The sequence below is a fragment of the Candidatus Thiodiazotropha sp. AKAK3 genome, assembly GCF_058244645.1.
In genome coordinates this window covers 1-14440 of record NZ_JBSYOQ010000048.1, presented here as the reverse complement: position 1 = coordinate 14440, position 14440 = coordinate 1, and the positions used below count along the sequence as shown (strand labels likewise).

The window sequence follows — 14440 nt, the reverse complement described above, 5'->3', positions numbered from 1 at the left end:
AAGGTTCATCGAATGCCTTGGATATCCAATAACCAACTCTTGCTATTCATCGTAAATAATATTGGGGACTGAATACCGATAACCAAATGAGTAAAGAGAACCAAACAGCCTATCCAACATGGCAGATACTACTGCATCGCCTGGTCTCGATTAAGCCTGGAGAGGGCCCCGCTCTGTTCTGGTCCTTTCTGTACTTCTTCTCGCTTCTCAGCAGCTACTATATTCTTCGCCCTATCCGGGATGAGATGGGTATCATTGCTGGAATTGAACAGATGCAGTGGTTATTTACCGGTACCTTTATTGCTATGTTACTGGTTGTACCTCTATTTGGATTGATCACTTCCAAACTACAGCGTAAGCAGTTTCTACCATACGTCTACCTCTTCTTTATCATTAACCTGCTACTGTTCTATCTGATTTTCGAAACCGCCTTCTCATTGACTTACGCTGCCCGTGCCTTCTTTATCTGGCTAAGCGTATTCAATCTGTTCGTTGTTTCAGTTTTCTGGAGCTTCATGACAGATCTATATCGAAACGACCAGGCGAAACGACTATTCAGCTTTATTGCTGCTGGGGGTACTATAGGCGCCCTCACCGGCCCTCTACTGACAGCAACGCTGGTACAGCGGCTTGGAACCAGTCAGATGCTGTTGATCTCTGCTGGATTGCTTGGACTTTCAATCCTTTGTATTCAAAAATTAATAAAATGGCAGAGAGAAGAAGAGAGCGAGGTAGCAGTAACCCAAGAGAGAGAACGTCCCCTTGGTGGCGATATATGGGATGGTGTTTTGCTGGTAATGCGTTCATCCTACTTACTGGGAATCTGCCTGTTAATGCTGCTATTCACCCTCCTCTCCACCTTTCTCTATTTTCAGCAGGCACAGATAGTCAAAGAGGCAGTAGCAGATTCTGAGGCGCGTACAGCACTCTTCGCAACGATTGATTTCGCTGTCAATAGCCTGACTCTGATTATACAAACGCTTATCACAGCCCGCCTGATCAAGGGACTGGGGCTTCGTTGGGTTCTGGCACTGATTCCCCTGCTACTCAGTATTGGGTTTATAGTGCTGGCCCTGTTCCCTACACTACCGGTACTGATAGGTCTACAGGTTATGCGACGTGCTGGTAACTACGCAGTGATGCGCCCTGCGAGGGAGATGCTCTATGTGGTACTCAACCGGGAAGAGAAGTATAAAGCGAAGAATTTTATCGATACAGTTGTCTATAGAGGAGGCGATACAGTCAGCTCGTGGATCTATACCGGTTTCCGAAGTATCGGCATAAGCCTGCCCGCAATCGCCTGGATAGCCGCCCCCATATCCCTCATCTGGGCATGGGTCGCCTTCAGACTGGGTGAGAGACAGGATCGAATCGCAACTCAATTCAACGCGCCAAAAGGAGATGAGTGAGATGAATAAAGATAATTTCCAAACAGCAAGACGGACTCTTCTGAAAACAATTGCTGGTGTTGGTGGCAGTTTACTCCTTACTCCAGGCGTATTGCTTGCTTCTCCACGTCGTCTCATCGAGAAAACCATACCCGTCAGTGGCGAAAAGCTGCCGGTGATCGGCATGGGTACCTCCCGCACATTTGACTCAGGAGGTAACCAGTCACAGTTACAAAACCTGGGCAAAGTGTTGGAGCTATTCTTTGAACAAGGGGGAAAACTGATCGACTCCTCGCCAATGTACGGCAGTTCTGAGCAGGTGCTCGGCAGCTTACTGAAGTCAATATCAAAACGGGAAGCGCTGTTCTCAGCAACCAAGGTCTGGACCGACGGTAAGGCATCAGGCATCCACCAGATGGCTATGTCTAAGAAGCTCTGGGGTATTACGCGCTTTGATTTGATGCAGATTCACAACTTAAGGGACTGGCAGGTTCATTTAGAGACCTTGCAAACAATGAAAGCCGAGGGACAACTTCGTTACATCGGCATCACAACCTCTCATGGTCGGGATCATGATGAGCTATACCAGGCACTTGAGAAACATCCATTCGACTTTGTTCAATTGAGTTATAACATCGCGAACCCGGAAGTGGAACATCGCCTGCTACCATTGGCCCAGGAAAAGGGCATTGCAGTTATTGTCAACCGACCTTTTGCACGGGGTAGTTTATTTAAATTGACAAAGGGCAAATCACTACCGGACTGGACTGAAGCATTCGGTTGCCACAGTTGGGGACAGTTTTTTCTGAAGTATGCTGTATCCCACCCAGCAGTTACTTGTGCCATTCCAGCAACCAGTAAGACGCACCATATGGTTGATAACATGGGAGCTGGGTATGGATCTCTACCCGATGCAAAGACTAGAGAGAGGATGGCACGCCACTTTGCATCACTTTAAGTGCCACTCAGATGGAAATCAATAGCTTGCGATGACCTTGTCTTTTAGGCTGATCATACCGGGTCTGACAACGCTTGCAGTAATCCCCCCATGCCCACGCATTGCATTGTAGCCACCTTCACCTAAAACTAATTCCATTTTACTACAGGGATGACATTGCCCCCTGTATTTCAAAATAGCTTCACCGATTTGAAAGTTCTTATTCTTAAGCGCCAATAGATTGATTCCTGAAACGACTATATTTCTACGTAACTCCTCCGGTAAAACAGAGTCTCTATGAAGATATGCAGCTATTACTTGTAGATGTTCATATTGAATCAAAGTCACCTGCCTGGCACCTCCGGGACGACCACTGAATCGATCACCGAGCAATCCTTTATCAAGATCCACCTGAACTGAATTGAGACTATCCATAGGTTTCCCACGTGCAGGTCTAACACCAATCCATTCGACACAGCCTGTCTGTGGAAGATTGCTCATGAGGTCATGAATAGTTTTAAACTTAGGCAAAGTGTACCCTCTTAAATTAAGGGGTTAGCGGTAATACTCACTCATAACAATTGCTATCCTGATGACAATAGTGCCTTTTTTCACTCCCTCATCCTTTGCCTGACATGCTTATTAAGGCGTAATCCTAAATCGAGATGTGAAAGCATAACGCATTAGGGAGGTAAAGATTATAAATAGCAGCGTGTCTGATATGAGGAAGGGTAGCTCCCCTCTCACCTTGTGGGAGAGGGGCCGGGGGAGATGGGGGGGAGTATTCATCAACTGCATCAAACACTTGATGTCCAACCTCTCCTCAATCCCTTCCCTATCAAGATAGAGTGGTTATATGCTTGTTTCTGGATGATTGAGTGTTAAAGAGATAGCAACAAATTGGTCTAATCTTTCTCAGCCCACTCCCGTATCTTACGCTTAAGCTTCACCTCCACTTTGTCACTAATCCCCCCCCACTCCTCACCTGTTTCAGGCAACTCATCCTCTTCTGCCCACGCTTTCAATTTCCGCATAACTTTCTTTTCTACTTTTTCACCAATTTCATCCCACTCTTTATCACACTGCTTCTCTTTTTTAGTTTTACAGCTTGCATGGCACCCTCCTCCCCAAACCATAATAACACCCAGCAAGAAACCAAAATCGTACCAACCGCCGCTATTATCTACTTCATATACAGCAACAGCGTCATTAAACAGATGTATAATCAGACTGATAACTGAAATCACACCGTGCCAGAGGCCCCAAAAGAACCCAGCGGGGGTCTCATTTGAAAATTGAGCATCACCTGCAGTGCATGAAGTGACCAGAATAATTACAGGAAAGACAAGCAGAAATCTTGTCACATAAGGTTTAAAAACAGGCATCGAAATCACCCCTATTGTTGCTTCTCACTTTCTCCAAATCCACTCTCAGTTGCAGAAAAGCACACAACAAATCTTAGGGCCTGTTAACAGGCCCTAAGATAATAATAGCTCAATCTTATAAAAAACGGGATTTTATGGTAAGGCCTACAGGCGATCAACCATGCATGATCCAACTTGTTTAATCAGAATGCATGCTGCAATAGTTAACGGCTCAGCACTGCTTCATTTACAATAGACGCTGACGCCGGATCATCCGCTTCGCTTCCTTTCATTAACCGGCATATCTGCTCTTAAATTATCAGCACAACCAACTGGATGATCAGCTACATGCTTTAACTGTCTATTATGAATATTAGACAACACTATTATGGAACATATTGATCCTAGTAAAGCCAAGCCCATATCTGATTGTGTATCCCAAACATAGCCCTGGGTTCCAAGAAATGCTTCAGCATTTTCGCCTGTAGCCAGGGCTACCCACCACTCTATTAACTCGTAGAATGCACTAAAGGCTAAGCAGATTGAGATAATTATTACAACCAACCAGACTTTACCATTGACTATGTTTTTTCGTATGAGTATTTCCCTTGCGAGAAGTGCTGGTACAAAACCCTGAAAAAAATGACCCACCTTGTCGTAGTTATTCCTCTCTGCGCCAAAAAGTCCATCAAAAAATGGTACTTCAGCATAAGTGTAATGGCCACCGATCATCAACACGATGCAATGTATTAATATAAAATAATATAGTATCGGAGTTAACCTGAAGGAATTATAGGTTAATGCCAGCAACACCCCACCAACCAGTGCGGGAGCAACCTCAAGAAACCAGGTGAAGTGATCTTTCGGATCCACACCAGACCACACCAGAACGGCTAAATAGATAATTATCCAAAAGTACTTAATCTTAGATACTCCTTTCAGCACTTATTAGCATCATTTGAATTGCTGTTCGACTAAAATCCTCAAGCGTATGAATAGCTGTTGGCTTTCAATTTATTCAGTCAGATTCAACATAAAAACAATTTGTTAAACATAATTATAGATGACTGGTATTTTTCATTTCCACTCATACCGTAACTCGTTGTGAATAGGATGGCTTTTCAGGAATATCACGATTGTTCTTTCCTGGCGCATTCATAAATATGGTCTTATATTTACATTTGGTCTCAATGCACTCTATCGATTTGACTAATTTTACTGATTGCATCTGCTACCAACCGTCTGAAATGACTACAAACTCCCTTAAATGTTAGATTTCGGCCTAAACATGACACTATCACTTCAGACTACCGGTGCAGATTACTGGATTAGTGGTTCGGCATGTGATCCCCATGTGAGGTATCAAGTGGGATAATGTACTCAAATAATTGAGGGCCACCCTATGCCGTTCCTGTCGTTTTTCCCCATCTCACCTAAGTTGTTTCCTAAACTTCTACTACTGACCACCATTCTGCTGCTATTGCCCGCCTGTGGTGGCGGCTCATCAAGTGATGATGACTCACCGAATGACGATGGATCATCGGGGGAAGACTCACCTTCGGAAGATAGCGGACCTCCAGGGGATGATAGCCCCTCTGATGACAGCGACACCTCTAACACCACACCGGGTATTGCAGGTAGAACCTGGATATTCTCAGCACCTTTTCCCGGAACCCTCAGTGCTACCGCGTCATTCAGTTTTGCTGGTCCCACTGGCGCTACTTTTGAGTGCAATCAGGACAACTCTGGGTGGAGCAGCTGTAGCAGCCCACACGCTGTTACTGATATAACGGCCGGAGAGCATCTTTTTCAGGTACGGGCCAATGTCAACGGTTTAGTCGATAGCCGTCCTGCCAGTTGGCGCTGGGAGTATCTCGATGAGATCTCTGCAGTCGCATCCGACACTAGCCCTTTCTACAACATGGGGACCAGCGTCCCAACTATTTCAAGTCTCGGGAGATTAACCACCCAGTGCGAGGCACTTACCACACTTGAGCTGTCCAATGATCAGACTGTGAATCGAACCTCAGAACTGGCTTGGAGCGGAATTGCCATACCTCGCGAAGTCTCACTCACTGACACTGAAAATCTTGTACTGGTAGGCCCAGGTGAGACCCTTGTTGCTGCCCAGTTTCGCCCGCTTGCACGCTGGAATGCAGCACTATCCGACAGCAATGCACCGCTCAAATGGCTGGAGGTGGCAGCGGTAGTAGCCACTGAACCATCCACTTTATCTAACTACTCTCTTCGGTACTGCGCAACACTACCGTCAGTCACCGACACAAATGCTCTACAAGTCACTACCAACCCCGACGGTACATTGATCGTGGACACCGGCATCAGTCAGGTAACCTTCGACCCAACAGCAGCGACAGGCATCAGTAGCGGTCAGGTGGGGACGACTACCTTTAGCAGCAGCTTGCTGATTGACGGTGACACATCTCAATCAGGCTCACCTGCTGCTGACAGCACACAATTTCTGCTGGAGGAGAGCGGCCCTGTTAAGACAGTAATAAGAGCCCGAGGTCATGTTAGCGGTTTGACCGGCCCAGGCTGCACCAATCCTCCCGGCTACACCCTGCGTTGGACGTTGGTGCGTGGAAGCGCAGACCTGGGCGTGGAGAGTGACTTCGTCAACGAGTGCGGTGATGGTATGTTCGCCGCTTCACCGGGCGGTGCGATCAATGGTTCCGACTGGTGGAGTCGCACCCTCAACATCAGCAACCTAACCCTAACATTTGATTTCAGCGGCATTGACGGCGAGACGGTTACTACCCGTTCAAGCAGCGATATCAGTTCTGTCAGCAATCTTAGTGACACAACGATTGTATTGAGACAGAACAAAGGTGCTGTGGGTAACCCTTCAGGTAGCGATTGGCGTTGGGCACGGGAGACCAGAACAGCCTTACAACCTGACTCCTCTGTAATCATCGACGCTGAATTTTTCTCACTGCCAGTTGCAGGAGTGAGTGATAGCAACCTGACATTACTGGTGCAGCAACCCTGGATGCGTTTCCGCGAACCACAAGGGCTTGCAGCACAAAGCAGTTATGGCTCTGACAGCGTATCTGTCAATATCTATCCTGTCATGTCAGATCTATCCGACCCGTTTGTCCTCGGTGAGGCTCAGGGAATCTGGGGACAAGGACGCCTATCCATCGACACGGCCAGGTTGAGTGATGATGAATTCTCTCTCCGTGCTGCTCGCAACAATGCCGCCATGGAACGAGGTCTGTTATGGCGCACACCGCTATGGTATCTGAACCAAGCCAAAGTATTTCCGCAACTGCCGGAGATATCCGCCGCAGAGATGGATATCCTGGTGCCGTTGATTGAGGGTGCTCACGAGAACACTATCATCGATAGTATTCTCGGCGGCGCACAACGTGATCGTATGAAGGGCTACTCTCTGGTCGGCTGGATAGACTCAATGCAGGAGGGGATCAAGGATGTGATCAACACCAGCCTCGATGAATACTCACCCAGCAGCAATATCTGGAGTCCAACAAATAGCGAACTTTTACTGTGGTTTATCACTGGTGATCCGAAGTGGGTATGGGACTATGCTCTACCTGCCGAGTGGAACCTGTGGAAAAGCAATGCCTACAATACAGGCAGTCGCGGTGTAGTCGGAATCCGTAGTGGACTGGTAATTGCGTCAGGGAGTATTGGTGACGGTGCCCGTTATCGGTCAGGTTATGGTTCCGATGACAAGTTTTATAACCAGGGTTCAGGCAAGGCCTATGTGATCCGTCCACATCGCTCACTGGCAGAGCGATTCCAGGCAGCGGGTGAATCAGTGATCAACCGTTATGTTGATGCAACTAACAGCCGCGAGGAGACAGTTTCATCACGAGTGATGACCCGTCAGGTGATACAACATCTCAATGCTCTACGTTTTGCCGCCGAATATTCACCAGTGAATGACACAGCTCTACGTAGCAAGTTCAATGCAATGACAGAAGAGTACACCACAGACAACCTTCCCAATGGTCTCTTTTGTTATAGTGATGATGCCGATACAAACCAGATCGACTGCGCCTTCGCACCAAGCGGCGTATTCCATTACGTTGCTCTATGGCAGGAACTCTTTTACAACCGTGCTCTCGATCTGCCACCGGGGAACAGTGAGCGCGAAGCAATTATCAATGCTCTGGCCAAGACGGCACGTCTGATTGATTCCGGCATCCCACGTGACAGTAGTGATGAGATTACAGATTTCTCACCTACAGCCTGGGGTGACAGCTACGTGTGTGACTTCAGTAGCGGAAGTGACATCGTTGAACAGTGCATCAAATATAACTGTACAGGGATGGTTGACCCAAGCGGAGGTAGTTGCCCCACTGATCCTACCTACGATAACGCTCACCTCAATACACTTGGAACAGTGATGCTTGGCAACACACTAGACCCTGGACTGGTGAGTAACGAGCGCTGCAGTCAGGTAAGACAAGGATTTAACACTAATCTCAACAGCTCAACAGTAGCTAATCATCTTCGTGATAGCGGTTACGGCTGGCACAAGGATGCCTCACAGATGGTACAAACAGTGTTTTATGCTATAGCAGCGGCACAAAATTGCAGCTTGGACTGATCTGAATCTATCACTGCAACTAAAGGGTAAAAGAGCTCGGAAGCGGATTAGGCAAAAGTCACTGCGCTATAGTTAAGGGCACCTCTAATAACTGCTTATGCGCTCTGCGTGACCTGAAGCGTGTGGCTGCAAGGCGTGATCCAAAGCAAAATGGTTGTTCGATTCTCAAGCATCACAACGCAGCAGATGCATGCTTCAGGTCGCGCTCTACGGGGCTTTACGAGCCCTCCAGACTCTGCGTTGCGCTTTTTCGACAGGCAATAAGCATGGCTTCAAAAGCACGCCTTGATTGTGAACGGGTCGTAAAGCCAGAGGGCACAAGCAATTAATAGAGGTGCCCTTAAGATGGCTTTAAAACAAGTAATATCTTGGATGGTTTGGGCCATGCTCCATCCTATTGCACTTTGTATTAAATATAGACCAAGATATCTAGTGGAGTAGTCCACGTTGATGAAAAGATGTCTATATGTTGACTATTCCAAACAGTGTATCAGCATTTAATTCTATAACACCTCTATTTAAGCTCTTTTCAATTTCTTTAAGATGCTCTTGTTTAAACTGGACAAGTTGTTCAGGACTCAATTGATCTATTAAGGATTTGTATCCTGCATTATTCAGTAAAGACCACCACTCATTTATTGTTAAGGAGTAACGAATCGGATAGAGTTCTACAAAGAAGTTTTGATAATTACCAATTGCGATCAACTCATTGATATGCTGCTCTGTCTTAAGTCTCTCTCTAAGTCGTGATGGAGCTACGACTTTGTAATCTATTTCTAACCTCTTCAGAAAACTTTCTGCATATGGATTAAATGCTTCTTCTGTAAACGAGGAAAAGGCAAAGGTTCCGCCAGGTTTTATTGTTTTGCTTATTGATAAATATGAGCCATTCATATCTGGGTAGAAGAACAAGGCGTAACCACAAGTTACTGCATCGAACATCTCTTTATCATAAGTGATGCTCTCCACATCGCACTGTCTAAATGTGATGTTATCAATACCCTCTTTGTGTGCCTTCTTCTCTGCCTGCTTTAGCATGCCTTGAGATAGATCAATAGCCTCTATTCTTGCATGAGGGTGCTTTCTTGCTACCTCAATGGCAACTAAGCCTGTTCCAGTAGAAACATCAAGAATATTCATACTTTCAGAATAGGGCACTAATTCTGCCATTCGATTTGCCGATATAGCGAAGAACTTGTTCTCATCATATCTTGTTGAAACATCATCAAATGTCTTTTCAAGATTTTTCTTTAATTGATCTGTATCTATATCTTTCATATTTCGAGTAATATCAGCCTTTTGTCATCTTATGTGATGGAATTTGCAATAAACCACAAATTATCTGAAGCTATTTTTCAGCAATACAAGCCGCATAACTATTATGCACTTATTTGCAGAATCTACGTAAAGAGATAAATGAATTTTATATATTGACTAATTAATTACTCGTTTTTCTTCACAGTTTAAAGCCCTATATACTTGCGCCAGCATTGTAGTCAGAACGTTAAACGAGATTGGTTTTATTAAAAAATCTGTGAAGCCAGCATCAAGAATAGCTTTTCGTTGCTCAGGAAATGCATGGGCTGTAACAGCTATCAGTATCGGAGGTGATTTAAGCTCCTTTAATGCTTGATCAGCAACTTCTAAACCGCTGAAATCCGGCATTTGAATGTCAAGTAATACAACATCAAAATGGTCGGCTCTCATATACTCCAACGCCTCTTGTCCATTGGCAGCTTCAACAAATTGGATGCCAAGCTTGGCTAGAAATGCACTGAGCAGCATACGGTTAATTCCATTATCATCTACGATTAATGCCTTTAGATTAACCCATTGCTCTGCTGTTAGACCTGGTTTGGCTTGAAGTTCTAATTCTGCTTCTACTACTTTACCAGGCTCAAAAGCCAGTTCGAAACTAAAGCAAGAACCCTGACCAGGTTCACTTTTAACATCTAAACTGCCATCTAACATATGCACAAGGTTTTTTACTATAGCCAGACCTAGCCCTGTTCCTTCTGTTCGTCGTGTTTCAAAACCTTCGACACGGGTGAAATTATTAAATATTGTATCCAATTTATCTACTGAAATACCAATACCGGTATCCTCTATATCAAAACGCAGCTTAATTTTACTCCCCGAATTATCGACACAACTAACATGAAAGACCACACCTCCAACGTTAGTATACTTGAGTGCATTAGAGAGAATATTTGCCACTATCTGACGAAGACGTTTAATATCACCACATAGATCATCCTTTACCTCTTCATCTATCTGTAATTCAAGATATAATCCTTTCTTGCTAACCATAGGTTGAAGCATGATTACCAGGTCATTTAGTTCTGAACGAATAGAAAAGGACTCTTCATAGAGACGAATTTTACCTGCTTCAATGGCGTTGATATCTAAAATGTCATTGATTATGTTTAATAGCGTTTTACCTGCCTTACTGATCTGATCAAGATAATGCTTATGCTTTACTTCTTGCACTTCACTTTGCAGTAACTCAGTAAAGCCGATAATCCCATTCAAAGGGGTGCGCAGTTCATGACTGACCGTTGCCAGAAACTGACTTTTTGCATTATTTGCTTTAAGAAGTTTACTTTCTACCAGTTTTCTATGGTCAATTTCCAGGGTCAAACCCCTGTTCGCCTCATCAACTTCTGCATGGTATTCCCTAAGCTCTTTAATGAGCTTCTCATTATCAAGCCAGAGCTGCGTCTTGCGCTTAATCGTCTGACTGTAACCTTGTGCTGCCCAAAACATAAACAGCATAAAGACCATAAGCATCACCGACATTATATATGTTAGCGCTGTATCCTGGTAAACAAGCAGAATAGTGGTTGGCAACATAACGCAGAGCAGAGAGATAACGTAATTTCTGAATATGGGGGCACGGGCAATGAAGCCTGCAGAGGCCATAAAAACCAAATAAAACATGCTGAGTAGAACGTATTCTATATCGTTTATCAAGTTACTGATTGGACCAAGAAACCCCCATGGGGTGTCATGGATTACGACTAGAATGGTATAGATTCGTAACCATTGAGCTGCATTTTCTTCTGTACCGTGCCGTTTAAACCAACGAGCAGTCAACAGAAAAAGTGTTGCGGTAAAGTAGTTTATACCTACCCAACTAAGTAACACCGTTGTGGATAACTTACCCCAGAACAAATAGGTAATAATAGCGAGTAATAGATAAAACGTGTAAGTGGATTTTATCGCCAGCTCATACGACTCACTTGCCAATTCAAGTTCTAGTTTAGCATCCATTATCTAACGTACACGCTTCTCTAACTGCAGACTGCTCTGTGCATGAGTCTGAATGTCTCGCTCATCAAACCATATTGGACGTAATCGTGGCTGCTCAGAATAAATTTTCGTTTGATCATCATAATAAGGTGATGCTGGATTCGATGCCTGCGAATAGCTCAACAGACCTCTGGCGTTTGGGCCAGTGGGCAGAAATTCGACCACCATCATCCAACTGGAACCATAGGAAATCGGATACCCCGCTGCCTCAGCACTCAACTGAGATTCTGGCAATGAGGCATAGAGATGACGAGGCAAGAGGGTCCCGTCATTATTTAGATTGGAGGAGAATATATTAAACCCTCCCTCAATTTCGTTCGCGCCAGCCCATGAAAGCTTTTCACCGGAGGCAGTTCCATCCAGTAGGCTTCGTTCAACATACTGCACTTCACCCAATGAAGCATCCAGTGATAACCCAGCGGATCGAACGGTTGCTATAGCTGTAGCAAATTGCTCCATCACTGTTTGATTGGTAGCGAGGGTATTCGGGGTGCTCAATGGATCAGCTGGATCGAAACTATTTAGCCACTGTGGATTCGTTGCAAAAACTTGTGCGAACTCTCTGAAAAGATGCGCACCACGACTATCCAGATTCATCAAGCCGTCCCACTGGTAGAGTGCCTGACAACCAGCTGCTACATCTACCGCTTCATCACCAATCGTCACTTGTGTATTCTCTAGAGAGTCACATAGTCCCAGTAAGTCATCCTGCACCTCTTCGCCAAGATAGTTACGATTGTTAATCAAGACTTGTTCTAGTTCGTCCAATGAGAAGAGATTATCCTCACCGGCAGCATCCTGCAACAACCTTTGCCCCATCCGTGAACGTAGTGTCTGCTGGTAATCGACAGGTCCATAGAGTGTGGAATAGCCACTCAATGGTTGATGTGGATTGGTCAGCCAATAGCTGTCATTGGAGTTCTGCACAAAATCACTTCGCGCCAGCTTGGGCGCCTCTTGATAGGGAACCGGACCTTCGAAATCAAACACTGAGCTATCTCCCGGCAGGATAACAAATCCCGCCATCTCACGCATTGCGATAAGTGTTGGATCTGTGGTCAAGGCAGCTTCTGCCACATCGGATAAATTGGGCACGGTGGAATCATCGATATAAAAGGCATTTCCTTTTCGATCAACTGCCATCGTATTATTGAATATGACACCATCATAATCCTGGAACGCCTGTTGGAATTGACTCATATCACCAGCTAGATTGAGCGCCATCCAGAACTCCATCAGGTCGAGATTATCCTCATTGACGTCTTTGATACTGTAAGCAGAGAAAAGACCTGTTGATGCATCTATACCCCACCCAAGTTGATCAGGTACCACTATCATGGGACCAAAATCACTATAATAGACCTCTTTAGTAAGCGGTACATTCATACCATTAACATTGACATCTATAGTCAATAAACGACTCTCTATCTGTTTGCTTTGACCATCGACCAGATAGGTCATGCCAGAGGTATCCGTCTCGTCCAGACTTAAGCGGTAGACGATAAAGTGCTGCGCGGTAGATACTGTGTGAGTCCACGCTACCTCACGATTAAAGCCAATATTTACAATACCTGGCATACCGGCAAGACTAGCCCCCATCGTATCCATAGCTCCGGGAATCGTCCCCTGGAATTGCCAGAACCGTAGATTACCTGTATGGGGAAAATGGGGATTGGCCAACAACATACCTCCCTGATTTTCACTCTTATCCATACCCAGAGCCCAGCCATTCGAACCCAATCCTTTTGGTTTACTCTCCGGTAACTTGACCTGTCGTAGATCCAATCTCTCTGGTTGATAGACCTGCGCGGCCGCACCTTCCACTACAGACTCAGGCAGGTAAGACTCGCCAGGAGGTGCAGCAACGAATAGAGGTGCCAGAAACTGACCGGCACCGGGTAGTAGAGCAATCCCCACTGCAAAGGTCACCATATCAACTTCACTGATAGGTTGGAGCCAGGGTTGACCGGCACAACGTGGATCCTGCTGACTGACAGGAGTGACCTCAAGATAGTGGTTGTATCCTTGCGTATATCCAGACAACATGGCACGCAATCTCTCACTCATTAGAGGAAAGCCAGCCTCAGCCTGTGCACGGATATCCAGCGCCTTGTAAGAGAAATCATTAATAAGGTTGAGTGAATCGCCGCTACCCAATTCCTGATCCGGTCCAAAATATTTCGATCTCTGGCTACTGTACTTAACTACCTGATCGGCCAACAGACAGAGATTATCCTCTGCAAAGGCATACCCTAAACCGAATGCCAGGCTCTCGAGATTATCCGCAGTAACATGGGGAACACCAAATTCTGTGCGAATGATACTGACCTCAAGAAAACCATCTTCATCAAAGGTAGTAGGATCTTCATTGTTAGCACTCTTGTCATCATGACAGCCGGTTAATACCAGTGCGCATACCAAAGCCAAGTTAAAACAGTTTTTCCAAAAACATACCGTTGTTGTTATCATGAAAATCCTTATATTTTTATCCATTTAAAGTGCATTTAAAATTATGTCGTAATCCATATTCTATTCTGGGACACCCAAACTTTGATCCTAAAATTCTACTGAAAAACGATACCATAATTGCACAATACCCTCTCAAACTATACAAAATGATAATTGCTTTTCGCTGCACTTTGGCCCTGAAACCAACATTTCTCCAGGGATTGTGCATAAGCCTTTATCCGATCAATTGCTCCAACTGCTGTAAAATAGTCCCTACTATAGTGCTTTATACTTTTTACCCAGGAATTTGGGTTCAACTCCAATCGTTCAAGAATGGGTACTAATTCCTCTGGTACAGAGCCTTTCTTGTCATCACGTATCGCTCTACCCGTCCAAT

At 45.2% G+C, this 14440-nt stretch carries 9 protein-coding genes and 1 pseudogene; 3 read left to right on the top strand and 7 right to left on the bottom strand.

Going from position 1 to position 14440, the window contains the following annotated elements; translation table 11 throughout:
- The first annotated feature begins 86 nt into the window (after positions 1–86).
- Together AC4IE7_RS09395 and AC4IE7_RS09390 are read left to right on the top strand one after the other, a co-directional pair.
- Positions 87–1409, top strand: coding sequence for an NTP/NDP exchange transporter (locus AC4IE7_RS09395; protein WP_490776572.1), 1323 nt, complete (start codon positions 87–89; stop codon positions 1407–1409).
- A gap of 1 nt (position 1410) precedes the next feature.
- Positions 1411–2346, top strand: a complete 936-nt coding sequence (locus tag AC4IE7_RS09390) for an aldo/keto reductase (RefSeq protein WP_490776571.1) — start codon at positions 1411–1413, stop codon at positions 2344–2346.
- 18 nt (positions 2347–2364) lie between these two features.
- Here the strand turns inward: AC4IE7_RS09390 and AC4IE7_RS09385 are convergent, their stop codons facing one another.
- From AC4IE7_RS09385 to AC4IE7_RS09375, 3 genes are all read right to left on the bottom strand, one after another.
- On the bottom strand, positions 2365–2856 hold the full coding sequence (locus AC4IE7_RS09385; RefSeq protein ID WP_490776570.1) for an MOSC domain-containing protein: 492 nt from the start codon (positions 2854–2856) through the stop codon (positions 2365–2367).
- 374 nt (positions 2857–3230) lie between these two features.
- Positions 3231–3710, bottom strand: a complete 480-nt coding sequence (locus AC4IE7_RS09380; protein ID WP_490776569.1) for a hypothetical protein — start codon at positions 3708–3710, stop codon at positions 3231–3233.
- A gap of 249 nt (positions 3711–3959) precedes the next feature.
- Positions 3960–4634: a DUF2238 domain-containing protein gene (locus tag AC4IE7_RS09375; RefSeq protein ID WP_490776568.1), complete on the bottom strand. Its 675-nt coding sequence runs from the start codon at positions 4632–4634 to the stop codon at positions 3960–3962.
- Between the two features lie 457 nt (positions 4635–5091).
- Here AC4IE7_RS09375 and AC4IE7_RS09370 point away from each other — a divergent pair, with 457 nt between their 5' ends.
- Positions 5092–8283 carry a hypothetical protein gene (locus tag AC4IE7_RS09370; RefSeq protein WP_490776567.1) on the top strand — a complete coding sequence of 1064 codons (3192 nt, stop codon included), beginning with the start codon at positions 5092–5094 and terminating at the stop codon, positions 8281–8283.
- Between the two features lie 462 nt (positions 8284–8745).
- On the opposite strand, the gene AC4IE7_RS09365 is transcribed toward AC4IE7_RS09370, so the two are convergent.
- The 4 genes and pseudogenes from AC4IE7_RS09365 to AC4IE7_RS09350 all read right to left on the bottom strand — a co-directional run.
- Positions 8746–9561 carry a class I SAM-dependent methyltransferase gene (locus AC4IE7_RS09365; protein WP_490776566.1) on the bottom strand — a complete coding sequence of 272 codons (816 nt, stop codon included), beginning with the start codon at positions 9559–9561 and terminating at the stop codon, positions 8746–8748.
- Positions 9562–9717: 156 nt separating this feature from the next.
- The gene (locus AC4IE7_RS09360) at positions 9718–11556 is read right to left on the bottom strand and encodes an ATP-binding protein (protein ID WP_490776565.1); all 1839 of its coding nucleotides are present in this window, start codon (positions 11554–11556) and stop codon (positions 9718–9720) included.
- Between the two features lie 3 nt (positions 11557–11559).
- On the bottom strand, positions 11560–14022 hold the full coding sequence (locus AC4IE7_RS09355; RefSeq protein WP_490776564.1) for an acylase: 2463 nt from the start codon (positions 14020–14022) through the stop codon (positions 11560–11562).
- A 179-nt stretch (positions 14023–14201) separates the two neighbouring features.
- Positions 14202–14440, bottom strand: a pseudogene (locus tag AC4IE7_RS09350) (alpha-amylase family glycosyl hydrolase); the annotation flags it as partial.